The organism is Streptomyces sp. PH10-H1, assembly GCF_030063355.1.
GTDB lineage: Bacteria > Actinomycetota > Actinomycetes > Streptomycetales > Streptomycetaceae > Actinacidiphila.
On record NZ_JASISZ010000005.1, the window covers coordinates 175,367 to 199,226 of the forward strand.

The window sequence follows — 23,860 nt, forward strand, 5'->3', positions numbered from 1 at the left end:
CGGCGGACGGCCCCGGCGACGTGAGGTGCGGGTGGACCAGTTCCGCGTCCGACGACGCGATCGACTCGGCGGCATCCTCCGCGAATACTCCCAAATCGCATGACACGGACAGGGTTTCGCTGCGCACAGGGGTGGTTGACCGGGGCCGTCCGCCGCTCCCGTGTCCCCTACTATCGGCAGGGTGAAAAGCTCCATCGCCCTGAAGAACTGGCTCGCCGAGCGCACTCCCGAGCAGCTCACCGCACTCTTGGAGTTGCGGTCGCTGCCGCAGGCCGCCGGATACGGGCAGGCCCTGCGTACGCTGGGTCAGCTCGCCGACCACCTGCTGTCCGACGACTCCGTCAGCCGTGCGTTGGGCTCGCTGAGCGCTGGTGACCTGCAACTGCTGGCCGCCATCGCCCAGCTCGCCGACGCAAAGCACGGGCCCGCCCCCAGGGGACCCGCGCCGTCCCACGCCCATATGCCGCGCCGGGACCCCGAGCTCGATCCCGCGAGCCGCGCCATCGAGCGCACCGAGGTCCTGCGGCGGCTCGCACCCGACGCAGCGGCGCGGGCCGCCCTTCAGGAGGCCCTGGACCGTCTGGCCGAGCGGGTACTGGTCCTGCCCCCGCACACCGCGAAGGTCGCGGTGCCGGCGCTGCTGCACCGCAGCTCGGCCGAGTTCCAGGGCTATGGCCGCCCCGTCGACCCGCTGCTCACCGACGCCTTCAACGCTCCCGAGGTCCATGGGATCGCCGACCGGCTGGGCCCGGGCCGGGACACAACCCGCGACGGTTCCCAGCGGCGGATCGTCACCTTCCTCCAGGATGCCGGGAAGGTACGGGAGCTGGCCGCCCAGGCCCCGCCCGCTGCCCGCGATCTGCTCGACAAGCTGGTGCCCGGGCCGCCTCTGCTGCGCACCCACTGCTTCGTCTCGCGATATGGCTACTACTCCGGCCCGAACCACAAGTTCACCGTGCGTCCCGGCGGTTCCGGCGATCCGGGTACCGACTGGCTGGCCGAGCGCGGCCTGGTGCTGCCCGTCGGCGCCGACCTCGTCGAGCTGCCGTACGAGATCGCCCGCGCCCTGCGCGGCGAGACTGCCCCCGGCCTGAACCTCGCCCCGCCCGCCCTCGCCCGCGCCGTACCGCTGCCCCGCAGCGCCGACGGCGAGGCCCAGGCGGCAGCCGGCGCAGCCGCCTGGCACGCCGAACTGGTGCTGCGCGCTGTGGCCGCCGGGCCGTTGTCGATCCGCAAGGCGGGTGGCATCGCGGTCCGCGACACCCGGCGGGTCGCCAAGGACGCCGGGATCGGCGAGGAACAGGCCCGCCTCTGGCTCGACCTCGCCTACAACGCCGACCTGCTCTGCCCGCATCAGGACGAGGTACCCGCCCCCGCGATGCGCGGCCGGCAACGTGGCCGCAAACAGGCCCCCGAGCCCCCGGCGCGGCTGCTGCCCACCCCCCGCTACGACACCTGGATCACCGCGGGCCCCGCCCAGCGGCTGCTGCCGCTACTGGTCACCTGGGGCGTCGTCCCGGAGATCTTCACCTACTGGCCGGCCGACGACGACCAGACCCCCGTCGCGCTGATCTCGCCCTCCGACGTGATGGCCGCCGTCCTGCGCCGAGGCATCCTCGATGCCCTCGCCACCCTCCCCGCCGGCCACGGCATCACCGCCGGCGGGCTCGATGAACTGCTCACCTGCGCGGCCTGGTTCCGCCCCGCCCTCGCCGAGTTCCTGGGCACTCGCGACCTTCAGTCGCGTGCCGAGGCCACTCTCGCCGAGGCCGAACTGCTCGGCGTCACAGCCCACGGTGCGCTCACCGCCACCGGCCGCGCCCTGCGCGCCCTGCTGCACACCGGGGCCGTGCTCCACTTCCCGGCCGTCCCCGGCGCGGGCCCGGACCTGACCGGCCACCCCCGACTCGCCGCTGCGGTAGCGGAGTTGCAACTGGCCCTCGATACGCTGCTGCCCGCCCCGCGTACCACCGCCCGCTTCCAGGCCGATCTGACCGCCACCGTCACCGGCGCCGCCGCCCCCGACCTCACCGACCTGCTCGCCACCGTCGCCGATCGCGAATCCGAAGGACACGCCATCGTCTGGCGGATCACTCCGGCCTCACTGCGCCGCGCCTTCGACACCGGCCTGGACAGCGACACCTTGCTGGAGCGTCTGACCGCCGTCAGCGAAGGTGGCACCCCGCTGCCCCAGCCCCTCACCTACACCGTCAAGGACATCGCCCGAACCCACGGCCACCTGCGCGTGGTCCGCTCGACCTGCTGCATCCGCAGCGACGACGAACACCTCATCACCGAGGTCGCCGCCACTCGCGGCCTCACCAAACTGGGCCTGCGCAAGATCGCTCCGACTGTGCTGATCAGCACCGCGCCCCCACAGGCCACACTCACCGCACTACGCACCGCCGGATACACCCCGGTGCTGGAAGCCGAGACGGGCACGACCGTACTGGAACGGGCCCCCGAGGAGCGCGCCGAGCCCCAGATGCCCGAAATCGCCGACGCCCATGCCCACTACGGCCCGGGCCCGGCAACCGCTCCCGCACTCGCCGCCGCACTTCTGCACACAGGCTGAACAGCTCAGACCAGCGGAACGGACAGGGCGATCCACGGCCGTGCGCCTGCCGGACCTCATCCGCGCAGGCCACAACCCTCAGCCGCCATACGTCGGAGCGACGGGAGGCACGTTCACACGTCACGGCGCCGCACGACGACCACCGCGAGCAGGACCGCGACGAGCGGCCAGAGCGCGTACACGATCCAGGAGCCGGGGACCGTGGCGGTGAACGCGACGGAGTCGGGATCCGGTGGCCAGTTCTCGACCAGGCGCCTCCAGGCGGTGACCGGCATCGCGTGGTTGACGTCGGCGGACCAGAGGCTCCTTTGCGAGAAGAGCGGGGGCAGCATCAGCAGTGTGAAGGTGCTGGTGACCATGGTCGTGGCGCTGTGCCGGATCAGGACGCCGAGCCCCAGGCCGATCAGTGCGCAGACCGGGGCCACCAGCGCGGACGCGGCCAGGGCGCGGAACACACCGGGGTGGGTGATCGGGACTCCGGCGTGCCGCCCGTTCAGGATCGCCTGGGAGACCAGGAAGCAACCGGTGGAGATGACCGTGCCGACCGCGGTCCAGAGCGCGGCGGTGACGACCGCCTTGGCCAGCACCGCCGAGCCGCGGGCGGGGACGGCCACGGTGGTGGTGCGGATCAGGCCGCTGCTGTACTCGCTCACGACGGTGATGGCGCCGATGCTGCCGGCGACGAGCATCAGCGTCCAGTAGCCGGCCGGCGGATAGGCGTCGAAGGCCAGGAAGTCGTGGGACTGCCGCGTGTTCGGGCCGGAGTCCGCGATGTTCTTGTAGTCCGCCATCGCCGCCGCGGCGGCGGACCCGATCACGAACAGGGTGGTGAGTGTGATCGTCCACGGGTGGAGCGCAGGAACCGCATCTTGATCCACTCGGAGGCGAGCAGGTCGCGGAATCGAACGGGTGGTTCGGCGACGGGCGCCGCCGGGGTGGTCGGGGGGACGGAGGTGAGTGTGGTCATCGGGGCTGTCCTGCCAGGTATTCGACGCTGTGGGCGGTGAGTTCCATGAAGGTCTCCTCCAGTGAGACGGTTCGGGTGGTCAGTTCGTGCAGCATGATCCGGTGCTCCAAGGCGAGCGCTCCGATCCGGTCCGCGGGCAACCCGGTCACGGCGAGCTTCTCTGCGCGGGCCGAGCCCTCCGGTTCGACCGACGTGCCTGCGGTGGTCAGCACGGCCGCCACCAGCGTGCAGACGCGCTTGTCCTTGATCCTCGCCCGCAGGCGGTCCATCAGGGCCGTGTGATCGATCTCGTCGAAACACGCCTTGATGTCTGCCTCCAGGACCCAGTGGAACTTGTTGGCCCCGGAAGACAGGTGGTGGATCTCGGCAATCGCGTCGTGTGCCCGCCGGTTGGGGCGGAACCCGTACGAGCACGGCATGAAGTCCGCCTCGAAGATGGGTTCGAGCACTGCTTTGAGGCTGGCCTGGACCACCCGGTCGGCGACCGTGGGAATCCCCAGCGCGCGGAGCTTGCCGCTCGCCTTCGGGATCATCACCTGCCGCACTTCGACCGGCTCGAATGCGCCTGACTTCAGCGCGTCCCTGATGTGTTCCAAGAACGCCTCGACCCCGATCCAGGTCTCGATCAGGGCCACCGTGGCCCCGTCGGTTCCTGGGGTCCTCGCCCCGGTGTTGGTGGCCACGCGTTCCCACGCGTGCACCAGAAACGCCGGGTCGTAGACGAGGTTGAACAGGTCACCGAACCTGCGGGAGGAGTCTTCTCCCGCCCATCGGTGCAACTTGATCTGCATCTCCCGTACCGCGAAATGAGCCGAGTCAGGACCTGGCCACCGCACGGCGCCGGTATTCACCGGCGCTCCTTCGGGCATTGCACTCCTCTCCTTGCTTGGCACGCTGCCGTCCTTCCCCCTGTGCCGGGCTCTCCCCGGCTCCGAGTACTACGACGGCTCCGCCCCGCTCGCGCCCATCGGCAGGCATCTCGCCTATCCCCCCTCCGTCCGGCCTGGCTGGCCGGGTCGCGGGGAACGGACACGAGCGGTTCCCACGTTCACTGCTGTTCGGTTGACGGGTTAGGCACCCGGCTCTGCCCCTGCGGCCTCGCCACGACTACGCCGTAGACCTTCGTCGTGGCCTCCCGGACCAAGCTGCCAATACCGGACCGGGAGTTCACCGCCCTTCCGGACGGTTGCGCACCGCTGACCAGCCCATATCCACCGGATTGGAGCTGGCAAGAACTCAAGAGGCGTAATGACGCCGGTTCCTCGCGTATACCTTCCCGTCTCGCTCACCGGGCCCGACCCATCCGGCAGTGCTGGGCCGACCCGACTTTGTCGAGGCTGCTCTCACCCTCCCCCGCGATCCCCGGTTCAGGCTGCCTCCAGCTTCACCCCACCGCTACGACGGCGAAGCGACGGTGGTCTTCCACCTCCGTCCGACACAACAGCGCCTCGTGGCGCACTGGCGGGGTTCTTACCGCAGCCGCGGTAATAGCGGCCGTAGATGGCGTCGCGCTGCGCCTGCCCGTCCTGCTCGTCCAGCAGGCTCACCAGGTGGTCGGCCTGGGTGCGGGCCAGCAGGCGCGTCACCGCCAGGGTCATCGGCGACGGTGCGGTCAGCACGCCTTCGGCGGCGGTAGAGGCCCGCGAATCGGTGCCGCGCGCCCCACTCCTCGCCGAAATGATGAGCGACATGCAGGAACCTCAAAGAGTCGGGGTCGACCCGGACGTCGATCTCCTCGGCCAGTTCCCGGGCTCCGCCCGCGGCGATCGACTCCCCGGCCTCCAGCCGGCCACCCGGGATGCCGAGCAGCCCCTCGGAGAAGCCGGTATTCGCTCGCTCGGAGAACAGCACCCGGCCTTCGGCGCGGCGCAGCGTCACGCAGACGTTGACAACGGCGGTGTAGCGGTCCGGATGCTGCCCACCGGTCCACCTCGCGACGGAAGCCTGTTCCGCCAGCGTAAATGGGGCTGCAGTAGTGAACTACCCAGACACTAAGCCGCGGCTTCAGCTCACGCCGCCGGCTCCGGGGCGATCTCCGCGAACAGGTCCTCAACGAGCTTCTTGATCTCGTCGCGGATCGGGCGGACGGCCTCGACACCCTGGCCGGCCGGGTCTTCGAGCTTCCAGTCCAGGTACCGCTTGCCCGGGAACACGGGGCAGGTGTCGCCACAGCCCATGGTGATGCACACGTCCGATTCCTTAACCGCGTCAGTGGTCAGGATCTTGGGGGTCTCGGCGGAGATGTCGATGCCGACCTCGGCCATGGCCTCGACCGCGGCCGGATTCACGGCGTCACCTGGGTTGGAGCCGGCGGAGCGGACCTCGACGCGGTCCCCGGCCAGGTGGGTGAGCCACGCGGCGGCCATCTGGGAGCGGCCGGCGTTGTGGACACAGACGAACAGCACCGAGGGCTTGTCGGACATCAGAGGTCTCTCTCGTCTCGCAGCATGGCCGGGCACGAATAGCATCAGCACCCGATGGTGTCAGCCACCACTGATGTGACAGTATCAGCGCATGATGACGTCAGTCGACACTGATCTGATCCGGGTTCTGGCCGACCCGCTCAGGCTCCAGATCGTGACCCTCCTCGCCCAGGAGACGCTCTGCACCACCCACCTCGTGGAGGAGACGGGTGCCAAGCAGACGAACCTCTCCAACCACCTGAAGGTGCTGCGCGAGGCCGGGGTCGTCGATACGGAGCCCTGCGGGAGATACACCTACTACCGCCTGCGCCCGGAAGTCATCGAAGCCCTCGCCGGTCAGTTCGCCGACCTCGCCCAGGCCGCGCGTGCCACCGCCGACGCGAACCTCAAGCGGTCCTGCCCATAGCCTTCCGCGCTTTGCCTCACCTGCCCGAGGAGAATTCGTTGACCGCCACCGAGCCCGTCGGCACCGCCCCCCACGCGGAGACCGTCATAGCCGCCGACGCGCCCCAGCCCGCACCCGGCGCCACCCCGCCCCGTACCCCGCTCATCGCCCGCGCCGCGGCCGAACTCGTCGGCACCGCCGCCCTCGTGGCAATCGTGGTGGGCTCCGGGATCCAGGCCACCGAACTCACCCAGGACGTGGCTCTCCAGCTGTTGGCCAACTCCACCGCCACCGTCTTCGGCCTCGGCGTACTGATCACACTCCTCGGCCCGGTCTCCGGCGCGCACTTCAACCCGGCCGTGACGCTGGCCGAGTGGTGGAATGCACGCCGTGGCGGAGCAGGTGTCACCGCCCGCGAGGTGGCCGTCTACGTGCCCTCGCAGATCGTCGGCGCCATCGCGGGCGCGATCCTGGCGGACGCGATGTTCGGCGAGCCGCTGGTGGAGTGGTCCACGCACGACCGCTCGGCCGGGAACCTCCTGCTGGGTGAGGTGGTCGCGACCGCCGGTCTGATCCTGCTGATCTTCGGTCTGGCCCGCACCGACCGGCTCCGTTTCGCGCCCGTCGCGGTCGCCTCCTACATCGGCGCCGCGTACTGGTTCACCTCCTCCACCTCCTTCGCCAACCCCGCCGTCACCATCGGCCGCGCCTTCACCGACACCTTCGCGGGCATCGCCCCCGCCTCCGTGCCGGCGTTCATCGCCATGCAACTGCTGGGCGCCGTGGCCGGCCTGGCGCTGGTGGCAGTCATCTTCCTGCGCGGCAGGACGGCCACCGGGACGCCTGCGGCATGATCCTTCGTGCGGATGTGGTGGTGGTCGGCGGCGGCCAGGCTGGGCTCTCTTCCAACCGGATCTTTTACTCCATCGCCGACGCCTGCGTGCCCAGCGTGCTGGACCTGGCGCTGTGCCTGACCGAGGAGACGGCGGTGGGCGGCGATGACCCCGCATGAACGACCCTCCGGCCGGACCTACACCCAGGTCGGCGAAGCCCGTGTGGCCTACCTCGACGCCGGTACGGGCCCTGCTGACCGCCTTCTACGTCGACAACACGCCCCGGCTGCCGCTGTGGAAACGCCTTCCACCGCTGTCCTTCTGGTTCCTGCCCGCAGTGGTCGGCCTCCCCCTGCTCCTGCGAGCCCTGCGACACCGCATCCCGCACCGCTCCTCACCCGCGAAGGAGACAACGACGCCGTGACGACCTCCGACAACCACGCAGCACGCGAACGGGTCCGCACCCACTACGCCACCGTTGCCCGGAACGGGTCGTCCGGGCCCAGTTCCTGCTGCTCCGACGAGGTCGGCTGCGCGGAGTCCGACGCCCTGGACGAGACCTTCGGCGCAGCCCTGTACACCGACGGTGAACGCGGCGAGCTGCCCGCAGCGGCCGTCGCCGCCAGCCTCGGCTGCGGAAACCCACTGGCCGTCGCCGACCTCCACGCGGGCGAGACCGTCCTGGACCTCGGCTCCGGCGGCGGCATCGACGTCCTGCTCTCGGCGCATGCATCGGCCCCGCCGGCATCGCCTATGGCCTGGACATGACCGACGAGATACTCGACCTCGCCGGCGCCCTCACTTTCACCGAGTACCGCGACCACCTGGCGGCTGCCGGCTTCACCGACATCAGCATCATCCCGACCCATCGGATCGCCGACGCCATGCACGCAGTTGTCGTGCGTGCCACCAAGCCGTAACGGGTTCAGCCCTCTGGCCGGGCTGCTGATCGCCGCGCCCCGCTGACCGGCGTTCAGCGGCTTGCATCCGGTAGACCAGGATGTAACCGGTAGCGGGTCGGCTTGCTTGTCTGGACTAAGGAAGCCGGGGGCCGGTGCGGGTTAGGAGTGGAGCGTTTGTGCGGTTTCAGTGGATCAAGGCGGCTCGGGCTTCCTTGATTCCGTAGTAGACGATGACGTAACCGGCCAGCGGGTCGGTCCACCAAAGCCCAACGGCTGCGTTCAGCACCAAGCCGAGCAGGACGGCGGTGGCCAGCAGGCCATCGATGAAGGTGACGCGCCCCTCTGTCTTGAGCACCGGGTTGTCCAGCGCGGCGCCGGTGCGAGCCTTGCCCCAGGCCAGGGCGAACATCACCACAGCGGTGACTGCGGTCCAGGCGATCCCGGTAGGGCTGTGGTGGGCGTGGAAGCCTGCGGCCAGGACCCAGGTCGATTGCACCAGCAGGTAGAGCGCGAGTGCCAGGAACGCGGAGCCGATCAGCCGCATGGCCTTGCGCTGCCGGTCCTCGCCGGTGCCCGACAGCTCCCAGATCACCGCCGTCGAGGCGCCGATCTCGATCAGGGAGTCCAGGCCGAAGCCCGCCAGGGCCACCGAGCGCGCCGCGACGGCGGCGAAGGCCAATACCACGATGCCGACCACGTTCCAGCCCAGCGTGGCGTACTCCAGGAGGAAGCCCCGGCGAAGCAGGGTCTGGCGGGAAATCTCGATCGGTTTGGTCACGGCGTGACTATCCCAGGTCGGACTGGGCGGCCCCGGTTCGGACCACCGTCTGGGGGAGATCGGTCAGCGCAGCTGCGGGGAGGCAGCTCCCTGCCGACAGCAGCGGGTTCCGGCCCTGAGGCGGTAGTTTCCGCAGCAAGGGAATCGCTAGGTCACCCTCATGTCAGGCCAAGCCGAACCAGCCCAGCACGGTCTGGACGAGCAGGATGGTGGACATGCCGCCGACGCCGATCACGACGATGGTGGCGGCGGTGCGGTAGCGGAGGGCCGTCAGCCGGCGGCGGCTGCGGCCGCCTGCTGTTCGGCACGAGCGCGGGTGGCGGCCAGCCGGTAGGGGTCAGTGCCGGATCCCTGGCCTGAGGCATGGTTGCCGATGGCTTCCGGCCCGACCGCGCGGATATCGTCGACGCCCTTATCTGCCTGGCCGGCGTCGGCGTCATCAAGTACGCGCCCAGAGGCCTCTGACGAAACCGACCCGGGCCGCCGGACACCGACGTCTTCGACGGGAATCCGGGTCATCCGTGCCGTGTGCGGCTGGCCGTCGCGCGGGTAGCCGGTCTCAGATGGCGAGCATCTGCCCCATGGCGGCGAGCACCGACGGCTCCACCTTGTAGTACACCCAGGTGCCGCGCCGCTCGGAGGTCAACAGCCCGGCCTCGCGCAGTTTCTTGAGGTGGTGGCTGACGGTCGGCTGGGAGACGCCGACGTCCTGGATGTCGCACACGCACGCCTCCCCACCCTGGTGGGCGGCGATCTTGGAGAACAACCGCAGGCGCACGGGGTCGCCGAGGGCCTTGAACATGGCCGCCATCTTCACCGCGTCGCTCTCCGACAGTTCCGCCGAGGTCAGCGGCGGGCAGCAGGGAACGACCGTGTCGTTGTTCAGGACCGGCAACTCCACCACGCTCAGGTTCGACATGCATCTATGTTGACATCTGTCGATGCGCGAGGCAAGCTCTTCCATATCGACAGACGTCGAAACAGAAGATCCGACGGCACCTTGCCCCTGGAGCATCCGATGAGCGACAGCACCACCACCCTGCCGACCGTGGTCATCGGCGCCGGCCCCGTCGGCCTGGCCGCCGCCGCCCACCTCATCGAGCAGGGCATCGAGCCACTGGTTCTGGAAGCCGGACCGTCCGCCGCAAGCGCGGTACGCGAGTGGAGTCACGTCCGGCTGTTCTCCACCTGGTCCGAGGTCGTCGACCCCGCTGCGGAGAAGCTGCTGGCCCCGACCGGGTGGACCCACCCTGATGGCGCCACGTACCCGACCGGCGGGGACTGGGCAGAGCAGTATCTCCAGCCGCTCGCCGACATCCTCGGCGACAAGGTCCGCTTCGATGCGACCGTCACCGGCGTCTCCCGGGCGGGCCGTGACCGTGTCGTGGACTCCGACCGCGACCAGCAGCCCTTCACCGTCCACCTGACCACCGCTGACGGAGTCGAGGAGCGGATCCTGGCCCGCGCCGTCATCGACGCCTCCGGCACCTGGGCCACTCCCAACCCGCTGGGCGGCGACGGCCTGCCCGCCCTCGGCGAACGCGCCGCCGCGAACCGCATCTCCTACCGCGTCCCCGATGTGAAGGACCCGGCCGTGCGGGAGCGTTACGCAGGCCGACGCACCGCTGTCGTCGGCACCGGCGCCTCCGCCTTCACCGCACTCGCCTGCCTCGCAGACCTCGCCAAGGAGGCCCCCGGCACCCACGCCGTGTGGATCCTGCGGCGCGGCGTCGGAGCGAGCACCTTCGGCGGTGGCGACGCCGACCAGCTGCCCGCCCGCGGCGCGCTGGGCCTGCGCGCCAAGGCCGCCGTGGACGCCGGGCACGCCACCGCCGTCACCGGCTTTCGCACCACTGCGGTCGAGCAGGACGGCGATCGACTGGTCCTCGTCGGCGAGGACGACCGCCGCCTGGAGCCGGTCGACGAGGTCATCGGCCTCACCGGCTTCCGCCCCGACCTGTCGTTCGTCTCCGAACTCCGCCTCGCCCTCGACGAACGCCTGCAGGCACCGGTCGAACTGGCCCCGCTCATCGACCCCAACGTCCACTCCTGCGGCACCGTCTATCCGCACGGTGTCAAGGAACTTGCCCACCCCGAGCAGGACGTCTACCTGGTGGGCATGAAGAGCTACGGCCGCGCCCCCACCTTCCTGGCGATGACCGGCTACGAGCAGGTCCGCTCCGTGGCCGCCGCCCTGGCCGGAGACCACGAGGCCGCCGCCCGCGTGGAGTTGACCCTTCCGGAGACCGGGGTGTGCGGCGGCGCGGGTCTGTTCGACGAGCCCGACACCGCCCAGGCCGGCGACGGCGGAGGCTGCTGCGCGACCCCGGCCGCCCTCCAGATCGGCGCAGCCCCGGCCACCGGCGGCTGCTGAACCCCACCCCAACCAGCAGGAGGCTCCTCATGTCCCGCGTACAGCTCGCCCTCCGCGTTCCCGACCTCGCCGCGTCCATTGCCTTCTACACCAAACTGTTCGGCACCGAACCGGCCAAGCTCCGTGACGGCTACGCCAACTTCGCCATCACCGAGCCGCCGCTCAAGCTGGTCCTCATCGAAGGCCAGGACGGCGAGGACACCCGCATGGACCACCTCGGCGTCGAAGTCGACACCACCGAAGCCGTCACCGCCGCCACCCAGCGTCTGAAGGACGCCGAACTGGACACTGTCGAAGAGAACGACACCACCTGTTGCTACGCCCTGCAGGACAAGGTGTGGGTCCACGGCCCCGGCCGCGAGCCCTGGGAGGTCTACGTCGTCAAGGCCGACGCCGACAGCCTCGCCAAGCAAGCAGGCAGCGCCTGCTGCGCTACTGCGGACGCCAAGGACACCAGCACCAAAGCCTCGTCCACAGCCGCGTCCGGCTGCTGCAGCTGACCTTCACGTGGCTGCCCCGCACACCAGCGAGGCCCCGACCGGGACCGGCGGTCAGGTCGCGGCCGCGCGCCGCGCTACTCGCGCTGCGTGCCACCGAGATCACCAACTGGGATATCGCCTATTACGCCTTCCTCCTACGGGTCACTTGTGACCTAGAGGTCCCAGGGTCGCCGATCCACGCGCCGTTCACCTAAAGTCCTTAGTAGTATCGGTGATGATTTCGGTGATCCGATGGACTGAGGAGACAAGCGCCGTGGCCAAGAAGTCGACGAAGAGCGCCCCCGCTCGTGCGGGCGGGCAGAAGGCGGCCAAGGAGAGCGCCCGGGAGCGGGTGGCGGCGGCGCGGGCGGCCCAGGCGCGCAAGGAGCGACGGGCGCGGGTGGCGTTCATATCGGCGCTGAGTATCGTCGGTGTGGCTGCGGCCGGGGGCATCGTGTGGGCGGTGACGGCGCATGGCGGGTCGGGTGACGGCAAGGCGTCGGGGCCGTTGCCTGCGCCGGTGGCCTACGGCAGCTCGACCATGCTGCCGCCGTGGGCGGCCCCGGCGAATGCCTCGGCGGGGGCGAAGGCGGCCGGGCTGAAGGTGTCGGCGATGGAGGGGACCGTCAATCACTTCCATGCGCACCTGGATGTGATCGTGGACGGCAAGGCGGTGCCGGTGCCGGCGAACCTGGGGATCGATCAGGCCGCGCAGGCCATGTCGGAGCTCCACACCCACGACGCGGCCGGGGTAGTGCACGTCGAGGCGCCGGCGCACCGTCGTTACATCCTTGGCCAGCTGTTCAATGAGTGGGGCGTGCGGCTGGACGCCCAGGGGATCGGTGGGCTGACGGCGGGAGGCGGCAAGACGCTGGCGGCGTATGTGGACGGCAAGCGCGTGGCCGGAGATCCGGCATCGATCGAGCTGACCGCGCATCGCGAAATCGCCCTTGTCTTCGGGGTTCCCGACAGCAAACTGAAGGTGCCATCCTCGTTCGACTTCCCCCAAGGCGAGTAGTCACCGCTCCTCCGCGCCTTCCGGGTAGACGAAGGTGCGCGTGATCAGGTGGTTGGGGGCGGCCAGGGTCTCATGGAGGATCCGGCCGTCCCGCTCCAGAGTGAGGGCGAGCTGGAGGTGTTCGGCGGGGTAGGCGAGGGCGATCAGCCGCCGGCCGCCCTCGTCGGGCAGGCGGGTGGTGACGGGGGCGGTGCCGCTGCCGTACGGCTCGGAGGCGAGGAAGTCGTTGCCGCTCACCGGCAGCGCCATCGGGTTGCCGAGGCCGGACGCGGTGTTGCTGGTGACCAGTTCGTGCAGCGTGAAGTGGGGGACGGCCTTCATCGCGGCGACGGCCTCGCGCAACAGGGCGGCGTCCGGCTGGGGCGGCCAGTCCACGGCGAGTCCGGCGCGGCCGCCCTGCCACGGCCCGGCTGAGGCGGTGAGGGTGAGGTGGCTGGTGCCGTCGTGCCAGGCGACGGGCGTGTAGAAGCAGCCGGTGCCGCAGCCGCGCAGCTTCACGGGCCGGGTGGTGCCGCGTGGATCGGCGAGCGTCAGGCCCAGGGCGTACGACGGGGAAGCGGTGTCGCCGACTTGGGGTGTGGACAGGTCGATGACGAGCTGTCCGGCGCTCGCGCGGGCGCTGATACCGATCTCCCCCGCCCGGGTGCCGACCGGGACGAGCGGGCCGTCGGCCGGGGGCGCGAAGGGCAGCGCCCGGTTCGCGCCGGCGGGGGCGGGCAGCACGGTGAGGGTGGCGGCCAGGGCCAATACACAGGCGAGGATGGCGGCCTCGGTACGGGCGAGCCGTTGCGCGGATCGGCCGGTGCGTGCGCGGAGCCGGCGGCGGGCGAGCACGGCCAGGCCGCTCACCGCGGCGACCAGAGCGATCTTGACGAGCAGCACCTGCCCGTAGCCCGTAGTGGCGAAGTCGCCGAACGGGACGAGCAACAGTGCCGAGACCAGCCCGCTGATGATGACGGCGGCGAACAGCCAGGCCGCCAGCCGGGCGTAGGACAGCAGCACCGTGCGAGCGGGGGCGCCGCGCCACAGGGCAGCCGTGCGCAGCACATTGACCAGCGTTCCGGTCCACAGGACGGCGCCGGTGAGGTGGATAGCGGTCAGCAGCGCCCCGGCGAGGGGATGGTCGGCCTGCGGGTGGGCGCGCAGCGCCTCGGCGACGACCACACCGGTCAGCGGCAGGGCGGCCCAGGACTCACGCCGTAGGAACGTGGCGAGGGCGGCGAGAGCGAAGCCGGCCACCTCCGACAGCGCCAGCACCCCGGGGCGGGTTCCGAGGCTGGAGCCGTCGTGCGCGAGCAGCGCGGCCAGGCCGACGGCCGACGCGGATCCCACCAGCGCTGCGGCCGGTGCCCAGCGGCGCGGCCGTGCGCCGGGAGCGCCGGGCACCCGCGTGGCGAGGCGGCGCCCGGTCAACTCGCCCAGCAGCAGGGCCAGGGCGGCGAACAGCAGCCAGCGCAGGACGGCGGTGGGCGTGGCGTCCTTGGCCTGGGTGGCCTGCCCGGAGTTGAGGGCGACGGTGCGCGGGCCGACGGCGAACTGGTAGCTGCCCGCCATGATGTCGCCGTCGCGCGCGGTGACCTGCCATTCCACGGTCCGCACTCCGGCCGTGATGCCGCCGCGTACCGGGAGGGTGACGGTGCGGCCGTCGTTGCTCAACGAGGCGGAGCCGAGGTCGGCCGACGGTTTCAGGCGCACGGTGGTGGCGCCGGAGAGGCTGACCGGCTGGTCGAAGACCAGGACCAGGGCACTGGGAGCGTCGGCCACCGTCGCGTCCGCCGCCGGGCCGGTGAACAGCAAGGTGGCGTGCGCGGAGGCCGGGGCAGCGGTGCCCAGCAGAACGGCGAGGACGAGCAGGGCGAGTACGGCGGCGTAGCGCGATGCTGAGCGCCGTTCGCCTGGTGCGGGGGGTGTCACGAGCTAAGGGTCTCCGGTCGCTCATCCAGTACCGGCGGCGGGGCGGCCTGCTCGCGCAGTCGTCGTAGTTCCGCCGCGGTGTCCCGGATCTCGTCGTCGATGGACCGGGAGGGTGCCGCGCAGCAGTCCGCCGCAGGCGTGTGGGGCTGCCGCCGCGCGGGGCGTACGCAGCACCACCAGGTGACGGCGGCGGCCAGTGCGGTCGCGGCGAGCGGGAAGAGGAGCCCGGTCATGTGGCCGTTCCTTTGTGCAGGTCGGGGCGCGGGCTGTCCTGCTCGGCACGCAGGGCGTCGACTTCCTTGCGCAGCCGGGTCAGCTCCTGTTCCTGGGCGGCCGTCGGGGTGACGGGTGCGTCGCCGCGCTTGGTGCGCATCAGGAACCACATCACGACTCCCATCCCTATCGGGCACATGAGAGTCGGCAGGAGGTAGAGCAACTTGTCCATGGTCGGGCTCCTCGTCTCGTTCAGGGATTTCAGGGCTGAGGTATACGGGCCAGTTCGCGGCGCAGAGCGCGGGCGGAGAGCCGTCCGTGGGCGATGAGCCGGTCGCCGTGGAGCAGGCCGGGGGCGAACAACAGGCGGTGGCGAGCGGCGAGTTCACGGCCGGTGTCGGTATCCAGGCCGATCTCGGTCAGCTGCAGGGGGACGTCATCGACCACCTCGGCCAGCAGACGCCTGGCGCGGTCGCACCAGCCGCAATCGTTCTGGGTGAGCAGCGTGAGGGCGATCATCGGTGCGTCCCCGCGGCGAGATCGGCCAGCAGGCGGGCGACCGGGACGTACATGGTGTAGTCCGGGGCGCCGCCGTAGTCGGCACGCCAGCGGATGGTGCCATCGGGGCCGACAAGGACGAACGTGTGGCCGTCGCGGGAGGCGCCCATCATCCCGAAGTCGTTGGCGCGGTAGACCTTGGACACGGCCAGGTCGGGGTCGGACAGGACAGGCGTGGCCAGGTGCATGTCGCGGGTCTTGCGGGCGATGAGATCGGCCGGGTCGGTGGTGATCGAGACGATGTCGTCGATCCCGGCGGCCTTGACCTTGGCGGCGTCCTTCTCCAGGTCGGTGAGCTGGTCCCAGCAGGGCTGGCAGGTCAGGCCCTCCTGGAAATACAGGAGGGTGTTCTTGCCGCGCAGGTCAGCCAGTTGGAGCTGATGGCCGGTGCTGGAGGTGAGGGCGAATCCGGGGGCGGGGGTGCCGGGCCCGGGGCTGCCGACGTCGTACGCCCCCTGGCCGCCGGTACGCCCGCTGCTGGAGGTGGAGAACACCGCGTACAGCGCGGCGAGGGCGCCGACAGTGGCCAGCGCGATACCCGCCCGCCACCACAGGCGGTGCCGCGGGTCCGGCGCGGCGCCGGAGGATGGGCGCCGCACGGGCCGGCGTGGCGCTGTCTTACTCGTCGCTCTCATGGCTAGGCGTCCTTTCCGGCGGGGGATGCCGGTACGGGGTGGGGGTCGGCTCGCGGTGACTCGCAGCAGGGCGGTGGTGTCGTGGGGGTGGCCGCACGGTCACGGCCGAGATGGTGGGCCGCCTGCCGGGCGAGGCAACCGACGGCAGAGGCCAGGAGGATCGCGAATACCCAGCCGGGCAGCCAGGCCAGCGCGCTGGTCGTCAGCGAGGCGGCATGTTGCAGGTCGGCGGCCAGCCGCAGCCGCCATCCGCCCGAGGCCATGTCCGGGCCGCGTACGGCCTGGAACGTGGTCAGTGCGCCCATGGCCAGGAGCAGGACGCCGGAGGCGGCCGTGCCCAGGGGTATCGCGCGGCGCCACCGGCCCAGTCGCCACGTCACCTGGCGGCCGTGCAGCAGCCGGGTCGCACCCCAGTCCCTGCGGTCCCACACCAGGGCGAGCAGGCACAGCGGGGCGACCATCCCGGCGACGTACGCCAGCGAGACCGCCAGCGCGGCGGGGAACGAGGCCGCCGCCCCCGACAGCACCGCCACGCCGGCCAGGACCGGCGCGCAGCAGGAGCTGGCCGCGCCGGAGAACAGTCCCAGCCCGTACACCGAACCGAAGCCGTGCCCGCCGGGCGCGCGTCCAGCGGGCAGGGGCAGCTGCGGCTTCCAGCCGGCCAGCACCGCCGCCCCGCCCACCAGCATCGCGGCCCCGCCGAGGGAGAAGACGAGCAGGTGATGGCCGGAGACCAGCGCGGTCAGCGCGCTCGCGCCGAGCCCGATCGGCACGATCGCGGTGGCGACCCCGGCGGCGAAGACCAGCGTGGCGGCCAGGATCCCGGTACGGCGGCGGAAGCCTGCGGCCAGATACGCGGGCAGCATCACCGACACGCAGCACGGAGCGAGCAGCGCCACCATTCCGCCGAGAAACGACGCCAACAGTGTCGTGCCGAACAGTAGATCCCTCATCCGGCTCCCTCAGTCCTACTAACTAATTACCTAAGGAATATAGGAGCAAGGGAATGACGGGACGCAATGGGGTCAGTTGCCGGTCAGCGCATCACGGTCCCGGCTGCCATCGGGGTGGCGTCCGGGCAGTAATTCATCTGCATGGCGGCGGCAGCCGGTCCGCCGAGTACCAGCACCGGTAGGGCGATCGCCACGGCGACCGCCAGTGATCCGGCGGTGGCCCGCGCCCGACCGAGCGGGCGGTGCGGTTCGATCAGGCGATGCACCCGCCGGGCGGCGGTGCTGCCACCGGCGGCCAGGGCGGCCGCCGGGACCGGATACGGGGAGCCGCTGGCGGCGACGGCCAGTAGCGCGGCGGCCGTGGTCAGCCGTCCGGCCCGCGCGGCGGCGACATCGTCGGCGCGCATCTCGACCAGCCGGGCCACCTCTGCCTCGGCGTTGCAGAACAGCGGCACCCGGGGGAAGGCCCGCGCCAGCGCACCGGCCCAGGCCAGCACCGCATCGTGGCGCTCGGCCAGATGCGCGCGCTCGTGCGCGAGGACCGCCTCGACCTGCGCGTCATCCAGGGCACGCAGAGCTCCGGTGGTGATCACGGTGCGGCGATGGCGGCCCGGCAGGCAGTACACCAACGGCTCGTCATGGTCCAGCACCACCAAACCGCGCCCCGCATCGGGGCGGCCCACCAGATCCAGCACCTCACGGTGCTGCGTCCGCTCCCGCGCCACCCGCAGGACGGCGGCGCCCAGACAGTAGGCGGTCCGTCCGAGGACGGCCAGCGCGAGGACCGCCCCGGCGGCGCCCGCCGCCGCTCCGCCCGGCGAGGCGTACTGCGCGCGCAGCGCCATCACGCAGGCGTGCAGCAGGCCGGCGAGGTCGGCACTGATCCGCACCGTCGGCACCACGAGAGCCAGACCCGCCATGACGGCGGAGGACAGCGCCGCCACCCCCAGGACCTGCCAGGCCGCGATGCCCAGCCGCGGCGCCCGCTCGGCCCAGCGCGCCGAACGCAGCAACCGCGGAGCGAGCGTGCACAGCAGCGCCACGTAGCCGAACAGCACCGCCGCGATGATCACGAGGTCCGCTCACGCTTCTGCGCGGCACGCAGCAAACGCGCCAACTCCTCGGCCTCGCCGGGATGCATGTCCTCCACGAAGCGGGCCAGCGTCGCGGTCCGGTCCCCGGCGACGGCCATCGCCTCACCCATCAGGCCGGCCACGTAACTCTCCCGGCTGGCGGTCGCGCCGTAGCGAAACGCCCGCCCCTCCGGCTCCTTGGACAGCCAGCCCTTGCGGTACAGGATCTCGGTCACCGTGTGCACCGTGTTGTACGCCGGGACCGGGTCGCGTTCCAGGCGCTCCAGCACCTCGCGTACACGCAGCGGCTTGCCCGCCTCCCAGACCGCATCCATGATCGCGGCCTCCAGGTCTCCGAACTGCGGCATGCGCCCTCGCCCTTCTGTCACACCTGGGAACGTACCCGGCAAGCCTAAGCCACCTAGGAGTCACACGCAGCGTCACCCATTCGGAGCTCTCATCACCTATTTTCCTTAGGTGATTAGGTAATATGCTGTTGCGGCGAGCGCCGCGATCTCTGCCACCGAATCAGAAGAAGGTGCCTCATGCGCCAACGTATCCTCGCCCGCGCCGGCGTTCTCGCCGGAACCGCCCTCGCGGCCACCGTCGCAATCGGCGGCCTCACTCAGGCCCAGGCGGCGTCCGCGCCGGCCGCGCCCGCCCTGCAACTCCGCCAGGCGCCCCACGCGCACGCCACTCCCTGCCTCTGCTGTCCGACGTGCGGGGAGTGTTGCGATCAAGGCTGCGATGCGACCTGCTGCGTCGGCTGCCAGGCCGTGCCGAACCGGCACACGCCGATGGACGACTGCTGCGACGGGTGCTGCGGGGGCGCGTAGCGTGGCGGCCCCCGCCCGCCGTCACCGCTGCCGGGCGGACGGCGGGCGGGCGGTCCCGGTGATCGACGGTGACGCGGGGCTGGCCCGGCCGTTGATGAGGAAGTCGAAGCGACGCACCCGCTCGATGGTGAACCCGACCTGCTCGATGTCGCGTTCGGTGTCCCGGGTGCGCGACTCCTCGGGCCGGTCCCGATCCGCGCGTACGCGCTGTGCATCATCGCCGGGATCTTCGCCGCAGCGGATGTACTGCCCGTAGGTCGAGAACGTGGCGAACCCGCCCCGCGAGGGCCAGAGCGAGCAGGGCGCTGCCCAGCCGCGCCTTCAGTTCGTTGGCGTCGTTACCACGCCGCCCGAACAGGCTGCTGGTGTAGTCGGGAGTGAGCGTCCGGCCCAAGGCATACAACGCGACCGCAACCGCGACCGGCAACAGCACGCCGGCGCCATGGCAAGGGGACGAGGCGACCGGCGTGAGGCACGTCAGCGCGGCGCGTCACGGTGTCCTCCTCGGGCCGGCCGCACGGTGGGGGATCACGGGGTCGGTGTGGAAGCGTTCGTCAGCCGCCTTCGACCTTGTCTCCGGATGCGTTGAGGACGTACCACTTCGCACCGAACTGGTTGAGCTCCTGGCCCGTGGTGTCGCCGGGCTTGGCGTCGCCCAAGTAGTAGTAGAGCGGATGGGATTTGTAGGTGACCTCGGTCGTGCCATCGGTCCGCTTGGTCGTGCCCAGCAGGTCGGCCTTGGCGTCTTTGCCGGCCTTCGGCGCACCGGAGCTGATCAACGGCGGCCACGCAGTCACACAGGCGGCCTCGCAGGTCGACGTCGTCGACTTGTCGGCCTCGAAGAGGTAAAGCGTCCGGCCTTGCCCGTCGACCAGGATCGGGCCGTGTTTGCTGGACGCGACGCCGACGGTGGCCGCGGCGCCGGACGCGGCAGTGCTGGGTGTGGCAGTGCTGGACGTGGCAGTGCTGGACGTGGCCGGAGCCGGAGTCGACTTCTTGCTGCTACTCGAACAACCGCTGAGGACGATGGCGAGCAGGGCGACAGCGACTGCCCCGGTCGTCGCCAGTCGGGCGTGCTTCATGGGAGCTCCTGAGGGCGGGAGGTGTCGACCGATCGGGCAGGCCGCTGAGGGCGCAGGTCGGGCCGCAACACCCCACTTGTGGACAGCGAAAGGCGAATGTCAACGCGGCGCGATGCCATGACCCCCGCACGGAGGTAGAACACTGGTCCGTCTGGCCCAACATCACACCCGGGCCATGCCCTCGCCTCGCGCACCGCAGCGACCTGAGACTGTGACGTTGCCGATGTGCGGGGGCGGATTCCAGGGATCGACGGAGAGTGTGGTGCGACGATCTTAGGGTTCGCTGGTGAGTGCCTGGACGAGTTCGTCGACCGTGGGTGCGCCGGCGAGTCCGTCGGGTGTGGTGTATACGCGGCAGGTCAGTCCGTAGGCCTCGGCTGCAGCCGGAAAGGGCGGCCTCCTCCCGAAGCGTGGACACGACTGTCTGGTCAGGGGCGTCTCAGCGTCCAGGGCAGTACGAACCACAGGCCGGCGAACATCAGCATGCTGGCCGTAGTAAGGGCGATGGCCGCGGTGCGGCCGAGTACGACGTCTATGAGGAGTAGGACGGCGCCGTTGAGGGCCAGGGCGAGGAAGACGAGGCCGGTTTGGGCGAGCCGGGTCGACAGCTCCACGATCCGGCGTTTGGCGCCCCGGTGGAACAGACCGCGGTGTACGGCCACGGGGGTGGCGAGGACCGCGGAGGCGACGACCGTGAGCAGCAGGGTGGTGACGTAGATGTCCTGCTGGGTGTCGTTGAGCTGCTCGAAGCGGGTGGTGAATGCCACGCCGAGCAGGAAGGCGAAGACGATCTGCACGCCGGTTTGCAGGACACGCAGCTCCTGGAGAAGCTCGACCAGGTTCCGGTCGGCTCTCTCGTCGGGCGTCTCGTGACGTCCCGGCTGCGGGGTGCGGTCCGGCTGTACGGCCATGGATCTCACTCTCACCCAGTGGCCGAAGGTGCGCGACCCGCGTCGTCCGACTTCCGCGCAGCGCGGCCCGAGCCTGGACCGGGCGGCGATCAGGTCGGCGGGTGCGAAAACGCGCCGGCCGGGTGGGGCTGGACGCGGGCGATGAGGAGGGCGACGTCGTCGTGGTCGTCCGCGTGGCGAAGGGCGCCCAGCAGGAGGTCGCAGGTTTCTTCCAGGGGGCGGCGGGGGTGGCTGAGCAGGTCGGTGAGGGCTTCGAGGCGTACGTCGATGTCCTGGTCTCGGGTTTCGACGAGGCCGTCGGTGTAGAGGACCAGTTCGTCGCTGATACGGAGGGGGAGCTGGATGGTTTCGAAGGGGACGCCGCCGACGCCCAAGGGAGCTCCGGTGGGCAGGTCGAGCAGCTCGGGCGCGTGGCCCGGGCGGGTCAGTACCGGGGGCAGGTGGCCGGCGGTGGCGATGCGGCAGTGCAGGTGGTGGGGGTCGTAGACGGCGAAGACGCAGGTGGCCATGGTGTCGTCCAGGCCGGCGGTGATGTCGTCGAGGTGGGTGAGGACGGCGTCGGGTTCCAGGCCGAGGCCGGCCAGGGTGCGGGCGACGATGCGTAGTTGGCCCATGGTGGCGGCGGCGTTGATACCGCTGCCCATGACGTCGCCGACGACCAGAGCGGTCCGGTCTCCACTCAGGGGGATGACGTCGAACCAGTCGCCGCCGACCTCGCCGGCGGCGGCGGGCTGGTAGCGGTAGGCGACCTCCAGCCCGGGCCTGGGCGAGGGCTGGTGGGGCAGCAGGTGGCGTTGGAGGGTGAGCGCGGCATTGCGTTGCCGCTGGTACCAGCGGGCGTTGTCGATGCCCACGGCGGCCCGGGCCGCGAGCTCCCCGGCGAGCACCACGTCGTCGTGGTCGAACGGCAGCGGGTTACGGGCCCGCTTGAGATCAAGGGCACCGAGGACCTCACCGCGGGCGATCAGCGGCACCGCCAGGTAGGAGTGCACGCCCGCCTCTTTCAGCAGGACCGCGGCGTCGGCGTCGCGGGCGATCCGTGGAAGATCCCGGTCCGAGAGATGTGCCACGAGCACGGGGCGCCCGGTTTTCACGCACTGGGTGACCAGCCGGCCGGCGTCGTACCGTGCCAGTTCGCCGACCGGGTCGGCGGCCTGGACGGCCACGGTGGGATAGGCCGCCTTGACCGCGAGCGCACGGAACCTCACCCCGCCGTCCGTCGAAGAAGAGTGCGGCTGGGGGTCACTCAGGACGGAGTCGAGCACGTCGACCGCGACCACGTCGGCGAACTCCGGCACCACGCCGTCGGCCAGCTCCCGGGCCGTGACGTCAAGATCAAGCGTGGTGCCGATCCGCACGGAGGCATCGGCGATCAGAGCCAGGCGCCGCCGGGCCCGGGCGGCGGCAGTGGCCGCCCGGTGCTGTTCGGTGACGTCGACGACGGAGGTGGCGATGCCGATCACCCGCCCGGCGGAGTCCTCCAGCCGGTAGAACGACACATACCAGGCATGCTCGGTGTCAGGGTCGGCCGGAGTGCGGCCGACCCTGAACTGATTCAGTCGCGGAGCCCCAGTCGCGAGGACGTGTCGCATCGCCGACTCGACGCCCTCCGCGTCCAGGAAGGGCAGTGCCTCACTCACGCGCCGCCCGAGGTGCTGCTCAGCGGGCAGGCCACTTATATCCTCCAACGCCGGGTTGACCAGGACATAGCGCAGGTCCGTGTCCATGACCGCCAGGCCGATCGGGGACTGGGAGACAAGCCGCAGCGACAGCGCCAGATCACGCTCCAGCCTCCGCAACGTGGCCTGGTCGGAGGCAATCCCCAGCGCGTACAGCCGGCCTTGCTCGTCCTCCAGGCGCATGTTGCGGAACTCCGCCAACCGCGTGCTCCTGTCCTTGTGCCGCACGGGGAACGTCCCGGCCCAGGTCCCGCCGCCCGCCATCACCTTCGCGAACAGGGAGATCACCAGCTCACGGTGCTCCTCGTCGACGAGGAGACCGGCCGCGGACCGGCCCAGCGCCTCGCGGGCGGTGTAGCCGAACAGATCCTCGGCCTGCGGGCTCCACAGCACGATCCGGCCCTCGGCGTTCAGCACCACCGCGGCGACACCCAGCACGTCCAATAGCCCGCCCGGCGCTGCCGAGGGATCGGCGCCGGACGCGCCCGGCTCAGCTCGCACGGCACCAGCGTCACCCATATCCGACCCTCCTTCCAGCCAGGTCCACCCCCGGAAACCCCGGCACGGCCGACGATCCGATGCGCGCCCCTTCGGCGCACGTCAGGCGCGGTCTCTCCATCGTCCCCCCGCGCGGCGAGGCGGGCAGTGCTGAGGCCGGCACACGCGAGCGTCAGCCTCGCCTCGGCCATGACGAGCCCGCTCGGCCGCCTTGGGTCACTCGGCGATGCCGTGCTGAAGGGTGGCAACCAGCAGGCAGCCGGTGCCCAGCGGTGCGGTGTCGCCGCGGGCCATTCGGCTCCGGGTAGAGAGGTGCATCCCTCCATGCCCGAGAGCGAGCCGCCGTCACGATCAGTGATCAGGATCGAGACGGCTCAGTCTCCGACCGGCTCCCCGCCACCGCCGTGGCGAGGCCTCAGACACGCCCCAGGCGGGCGGCTCCCCCCGCCGGTGACAGATGCGGCACGATCTTCAGCTGATCCGGAATACCACTTTGCAGTTTTCGATCGGCAGATGCCGGGCATCCGGTTCCTGGCGTCCGAGTACCCGACGGGGCCGTGGCACCGAGGTCGGATCGACTCCCTCGGGCTCGACGAGAACAACACGCCGGTTGTCATCGAGTTTACCGCCCGTGCTCAAGCGTGTACGTGACGTTCGGTGGGGTCGTGTCCTGAATCGTCCCGTGCTCGTTGATACTGCAACCGCATGTGTGCGGGCGCACACCCTTTCCCACCAGCACCGTCGAAGGCGGCGGTGACGTAGGTCACGGAAGAC

General features: G+C 70.9%; 30 protein-coding genes and 1 pseudogene. 10 read left to right on the top strand and 21 right to left on the bottom strand.

Annotated elements, in window-relative coordinates:
* Nucleotides 1-181: 181 nt before the first annotated feature.
* Nucleotides 182-2,575 (top strand): helicase-associated domain-containing protein, encoded by a 2,394-nt coding sequence (locus tag QMK24_RS05675; protein ID WP_283464021.1) that lies wholly within the window; start codon nt 182-184, stop codon nt 2,573-2,575.
* Between the two features lie 113 nt (nt 2,576-2,688).
* Here QMK24_RS05675 and QMK24_RS05680 read toward each other — a convergent pair whose 3' ends face one another.
* The 5 genes and pseudogenes from QMK24_RS05680 to QMK24_RS05695 all read right to left on the bottom strand — a co-directional run bounded on the left by QMK24_RS05680 (nt 2,689) and on the right by QMK24_RS05695 (nt 5,965).
* Complete coding sequence (locus QMK24_RS05680) at nt 2,689-3,393, bottom strand: ABC transporter permease (RefSeq protein WP_283464022.1); 705 nt, start codon at nt 3,391-3,393, stop codon at nt 2,689-2,691.
* Between the two features lie 145 nt (nt 3,394-3,538).
* Entirely contained in the window at nt 3,539-4,393 is an 855-nt protein-coding gene (locus QMK24_RS05685; protein WP_349307823.1) for a DUF8746 domain-containing protein, read from the bottom strand.
* Nucleotides 4,394-4,909: 516 nt separating this feature from the next.
* Nucleotides 4,910-5,233: a hypothetical protein gene (locus QMK24_RS05690; protein WP_283464023.1), complete on the bottom strand. Its 324-nt coding sequence runs from the start codon at nt 5,231-5,233 to the stop codon at nt 4,910-4,912.
* A pseudogene (locus QMK24_RS41700) lies at nt 5,232-5,420 on the bottom strand (NUDIX domain-containing protein); the annotation flags it as partial. The gene QMK24_RS05690 and the pseudogene QMK24_RS41700, both read right to left, overlap by 2 nt.
* A gap of 131 nt (nt 5,421-5,551) precedes the next feature.
* A complete protein-coding gene (locus QMK24_RS05695; RefSeq protein WP_283464024.1) occupies nt 5,552-5,965 on the bottom strand; it encodes an arsenate reductase ArsC in 414 nt (137 codons plus the stop codon).
* A 91-nt stretch (nt 5,966-6,056) separates the two neighbouring features.
* Between QMK24_RS05695 and QMK24_RS05700 the strand changes: the two genes are divergently transcribed.
* From QMK24_RS05700 to QMK24_RS41705, 6 genes are read left to right on the top strand one after another with little or no spacing between them, the layout of a single operon-like run.
* On the top strand, nt 6,057-6,371 hold the full coding sequence (locus tag QMK24_RS05700; RefSeq protein WP_283464025.1) for an ArsR/SmtB family transcription factor: 315 nt from the start codon (nt 6,057-6,059) through the stop codon (nt 6,369-6,371).
* Nucleotides 6,372-6,409: 38 nt separating this feature from the next.
* The gene (locus QMK24_RS05705; RefSeq protein ID WP_283464026.1) at nt 6,410-7,204 is read left to right on the top strand and encodes an aquaporin; all 795 of its coding nucleotides are present in this window, start codon (nt 6,410-6,412) and stop codon (nt 7,202-7,204) included.
* Entirely contained in the window at nt 7,201-7,362 is a 162-nt protein-coding gene (locus QMK24_RS05710) for a hypothetical protein (RefSeq protein WP_283464027.1), read from the top strand. The genes QMK24_RS05705 and QMK24_RS05710 overlap by 4 nt, the downstream gene beginning before the upstream one ends.
* Complete coding sequence (locus tag QMK24_RS05715; protein WP_283464028.1) at nt 7,359-7,607, top strand: hypothetical protein; 249 nt, start codon at nt 7,359-7,361, stop codon at nt 7,605-7,607. Before QMK24_RS05710 ends, QMK24_RS05715 begins: the two co-directional genes overlap by 4 nt.
* The gene (locus tag QMK24_RS05720) at nt 7,604-7,951 is read left to right on the top strand and encodes a class I SAM-dependent methyltransferase (protein WP_502962483.1); all 348 of its coding nucleotides are present in this window, start codon (nt 7,604-7,606) and stop codon (nt 7,949-7,951) included. The genes QMK24_RS05715 and QMK24_RS05720 overlap by 4 nt, the downstream gene beginning before the upstream one ends.
* Nucleotides 7,948-8,103: a hypothetical protein gene (locus QMK24_RS41705; RefSeq protein ID WP_502962482.1), complete on the top strand. Its 156-nt coding sequence runs from the start codon at nt 7,948-7,950 to the stop codon at nt 8,101-8,103. The genes QMK24_RS05720 and QMK24_RS41705 overlap by 4 nt, the downstream gene beginning before the upstream one ends.
* 166 nt (nt 8,104-8,269) lie before the next feature.
* Here QMK24_RS41705 and QMK24_RS05725 read toward each other — a convergent pair whose 3' ends face one another.
* The 3 genes from QMK24_RS05725 to QMK24_RS05735 form a co-directional block, all read right to left on the bottom strand.
* Nucleotides 8,270-8,863, bottom strand: coding sequence for a cation efflux transmembrane domain-containing protein (locus QMK24_RS05725; RefSeq protein WP_283464029.1), 594 nt, complete (start codon nt 8,861-8,863; stop codon nt 8,270-8,272).
* 270 nt (nt 8,864-9,133) lie between these two features.
* Entirely contained in the window at nt 9,134-9,382 is a 249-nt protein-coding gene (locus QMK24_RS41710) for a hypothetical protein (RefSeq protein WP_502962481.1), read from the bottom strand.
* Nucleotides 9,383-9,422: 40 nt separating this feature from the next.
* Nucleotides 9,423-9,782: an ArsR/SmtB family transcription factor gene (locus tag QMK24_RS05735; RefSeq protein ID WP_283464030.1), complete on the bottom strand. Its 360-nt coding sequence runs from the start codon at nt 9,780-9,782 to the stop codon at nt 9,423-9,425.
* A gap of 99 nt (nt 9,783-9,881) precedes the next feature.
* On the opposite strand from QMK24_RS05735, the gene QMK24_RS05740 reads away from it, so the two are divergent.
* The 3 genes from QMK24_RS05740 (at nt 9,882) to QMK24_RS05750 (ending at nt 12,734) form a co-directional block, all read left to right on the top strand.
* Entirely contained in the window at nt 9,882-11,237 is a 1,356-nt protein-coding gene (locus QMK24_RS05740) for an NAD(P)-binding domain-containing protein (protein ID WP_283464031.1), read from the top strand.
* Nucleotides 11,238-11,266: 29 nt separating this feature from the next.
* Nucleotides 11,267-11,737 (top strand): ArsI/CadI family heavy metal resistance metalloenzyme, encoded by a 471-nt coding sequence (locus tag QMK24_RS05745; protein ID WP_283464032.1) that lies wholly within the window; start codon nt 11,267-11,269, stop codon nt 11,735-11,737.
* Between the two features lie 253 nt (nt 11,738-11,990).
* Nucleotides 11,991-12,734: a hypothetical protein gene (locus QMK24_RS05750; RefSeq protein ID WP_283464034.1), complete on the top strand. Its 744-nt coding sequence runs from the start codon at nt 11,991-11,993 to the stop codon at nt 12,732-12,734.
* Here QMK24_RS05750 and QMK24_RS05755 read toward each other — a convergent pair whose 3' ends face one another.
* From QMK24_RS05755 to QMK24_RS05815, 13 genes are all read right to left on the bottom strand, one after another.
* Nucleotides 12,735-14,648, bottom strand: a complete 1,914-nt coding sequence (locus QMK24_RS05755) for a copper resistance CopC/CopD family protein (protein WP_283464035.1) — start codon at nt 14,646-14,648, stop codon at nt 12,735-12,737. It abuts the gene before it with no gap.
* The gene (locus QMK24_RS05760) at nt 14,645-14,881 is read right to left on the bottom strand and encodes a hypothetical protein (RefSeq protein WP_283464037.1); all 237 of its coding nucleotides are present in this window, start codon (nt 14,879-14,881) and stop codon (nt 14,645-14,647) included. Before QMK24_RS05760 ends, QMK24_RS05755 begins: the two co-directional genes overlap by 4 nt.
* Nucleotides 14,878-15,093 carry a hypothetical protein gene (locus QMK24_RS05765; RefSeq protein WP_283464038.1) on the bottom strand — a complete coding sequence of 72 codons (216 nt, stop codon included), beginning with the start codon at nt 15,091-15,093 and terminating at the stop codon, nt 14,878-14,880. Before QMK24_RS05765 ends, QMK24_RS05760 begins: the two co-directional genes overlap by 4 nt.
* A 29-nt stretch (nt 15,094-15,122) precedes the next feature.
* Nucleotides 15,123-15,380 carry a thioredoxin domain-containing protein gene (locus QMK24_RS05770; RefSeq protein WP_283464039.1) on the bottom strand — a complete coding sequence of 86 codons (258 nt, stop codon included), beginning with the start codon at nt 15,378-15,380 and terminating at the stop codon, nt 15,123-15,125.
* Nucleotides 15,377-16,054, bottom strand: coding sequence for a peroxiredoxin family protein (locus QMK24_RS05775; RefSeq protein ID WP_283464040.1), 678 nt, complete (start codon nt 16,052-16,054; stop codon nt 15,377-15,379). The genes QMK24_RS05770 and QMK24_RS05775 overlap by 4 nt, the downstream gene beginning before the upstream one ends.
* 2 nt (nt 16,055-16,056) lie before the next feature.
* On the bottom strand, nt 16,057-17,007 hold the full coding sequence (locus tag QMK24_RS05780; protein WP_283464041.1) for a cytochrome c biogenesis CcdA family protein: 951 nt from the start codon (nt 17,005-17,007) through the stop codon (nt 16,057-16,059).
* A gap of 83 nt (nt 17,008-17,090) precedes the next feature.
* Complete coding sequence (locus QMK24_RS05785) at nt 17,091-18,080, bottom strand: M56 family metallopeptidase (protein WP_283464042.1); 990 nt, start codon at nt 18,078-18,080, stop codon at nt 17,091-17,093.
* The gene (locus tag QMK24_RS05790; protein WP_283464044.1) at nt 18,077-18,448 is read right to left on the bottom strand and encodes a BlaI/MecI/CopY family transcriptional regulator; all 372 of its coding nucleotides are present in this window, start codon (nt 18,446-18,448) and stop codon (nt 18,077-18,079) included. Before QMK24_RS05790 ends, QMK24_RS05785 begins: the two co-directional genes overlap by 4 nt.
* 105 nt (nt 18,449-18,553) lie before the next feature.
* Entirely contained in the window at nt 18,554-18,766 is a 213-nt protein-coding gene (locus QMK24_RS05795; protein WP_283464045.1) for a hypothetical protein, read from the bottom strand.
* Nucleotides 18,767-19,130: 364 nt separating this feature from the next.
* Nucleotides 19,131-19,349 carry a DUF6529 family protein gene (locus tag QMK24_RS05800; protein ID WP_283464046.1) on the bottom strand — a complete coding sequence of 73 codons (219 nt, stop codon included), beginning with the start codon at nt 19,347-19,349 and terminating at the stop codon, nt 19,131-19,133.
* A 121-nt stretch (nt 19,350-19,470) separates the two neighbouring features.
* A complete protein-coding gene (locus tag QMK24_RS05805; RefSeq protein ID WP_283464047.1) occupies nt 19,471-19,998 on the bottom strand; it encodes a COG4315 family predicted lipoprotein in 528 nt (175 codons plus the stop codon).
* Nucleotides 19,999-20,426: 428 nt separating this feature from the next.
* Nucleotides 20,427-20,909 carry a DUF6328 family protein gene (locus tag QMK24_RS05810; protein WP_283464048.1) on the bottom strand — a complete coding sequence of 161 codons (483 nt, stop codon included), beginning with the start codon at nt 20,907-20,909 and terminating at the stop codon, nt 20,427-20,429.
* An 89-nt stretch (nt 20,910-20,998) separates the two neighbouring features.
* On the bottom strand, nt 20,999-23,107 hold the full coding sequence (locus QMK24_RS05815) for a SpoIIE family protein phosphatase (protein WP_283464049.1): 2,109 nt from the start codon (nt 23,105-23,107) through the stop codon (nt 20,999-21,001).
* Nucleotides 23,108-23,860: the final 753 nt, after the last annotated feature.

Bases quoted from the DNA above. Each gene is read 5' to 3' on its own strand.
- QMK24_RS05690 (WP_283464023.1), bottom strand. From the start codon at position 5,233: ATGTCGCTCATCATTTCGGCGAGGAGTGGGGCGCGCGGCACCGATTCG.
- QMK24_RS05695 (WP_283464024.1), bottom strand. From the start codon at position 5,965: ATGTCCGACAAGCCCTCGGTGCTGTTCGTCTGTGTCCACAACGCCGGC.
- QMK24_RS05700 (WP_283464025.1), top strand. From the start codon at position 6,057: ATGATGACGTCAGTCGACACTGATCTGATCCGGGTTCTGGCCGACCCG.
- QMK24_RS05710 (WP_283464027.1), top strand. From the start codon at position 7,201: ATGATCCTTCGTGCGGATGTGGTGGTGGTCGGCGGCGGCCAGGCTGGG.
- QMK24_RS05715 (WP_283464028.1), top strand. From the start codon at position 7,359: ATGAACGACCCTCCGGCCGGACCTACACCCAGGTCGGCGAAGCCCGTG.
- QMK24_RS41705 (WP_502962482.1), top strand. From the start codon at position 7,948: ATGACCGACGAGATACTCGACCTCGCCGGCGCCCTCACTTTCACCGAG.
- QMK24_RS41710 (WP_502962481.1), bottom strand. From the start codon at position 9,382: ATGACCCGGATTCCCGTCGAAGACGTCGGTGTCCGGCGGCCCGGGTCG.
- QMK24_RS05735 (WP_283464030.1), bottom strand. From the start codon at position 9,782: ATGTCGAACCTGAGCGTGGTGGAGTTGCCGGTCCTGAACAACGACACG.
- QMK24_RS05740 (WP_283464031.1), top strand. From the start codon at position 9,882: ATGAGCGACAGCACCACCACCCTGCCGACCGTGGTCATCGGCGCCGGC.
- QMK24_RS05745 (WP_283464032.1), top strand. From the start codon at position 11,267: ATGTCCCGCGTACAGCTCGCCCTCCGCGTTCCCGACCTCGCCGCGTCC.
- QMK24_RS05760 (WP_283464037.1), bottom strand. From the start codon at position 14,881: ATGACCGGGCTCCTCTTCCCGCTCGCCGCGACCGCACTGGCCGCCGCC.
- QMK24_RS05765 (WP_283464038.1), bottom strand. From the start codon at position 15,093: ATGGACAAGTTGCTCTACCTCCTGCCGACTCTCATGTGCCCGATAGGG.
- QMK24_RS05770 (WP_283464039.1), bottom strand. From the start codon at position 15,380: ATGATCGCCCTCACGCTGCTCACCCAGAACGATTGCGGCTGGTGCGAC.
- QMK24_RS05775 (WP_283464040.1), bottom strand. From the start codon at position 16,054: ATGAGAGCGACGAGTAAGACAGCGCCACGCCGGCCCGTGCGGCGCCCA.
- QMK24_RS05780 (WP_283464041.1), bottom strand. From the start codon at position 17,007: ATGAGGGATCTACTGTTCGGCACGACACTGTTGGCGTCGTTTCTCGGC.
- QMK24_RS05790 (WP_283464044.1), bottom strand. From the start codon at position 18,448: ATGCCGCAGTTCGGAGACCTGGAGGCCGCGATCATGGATGCGGTCTGG.
- QMK24_RS05805 (WP_283464047.1), bottom strand. From the start codon at position 19,998: ATGAAGCACGCCCGACTGGCGACGACCGGGGCAGTCGCTGTCGCCCTG.
- QMK24_RS05810 (WP_283464048.1), bottom strand. From the start codon at position 20,909: ATGGCCGTACAGCCGGACCGCACCCCGCAGCCGGGACGTCACGAGACG.
- QMK24_RS05815 (WP_283464049.1), bottom strand. From the start codon at position 23,107: ATGGGTGACGCTGGTGCCGTGCGAGCTGAGCCGGGCGCGTCCGGCGCC.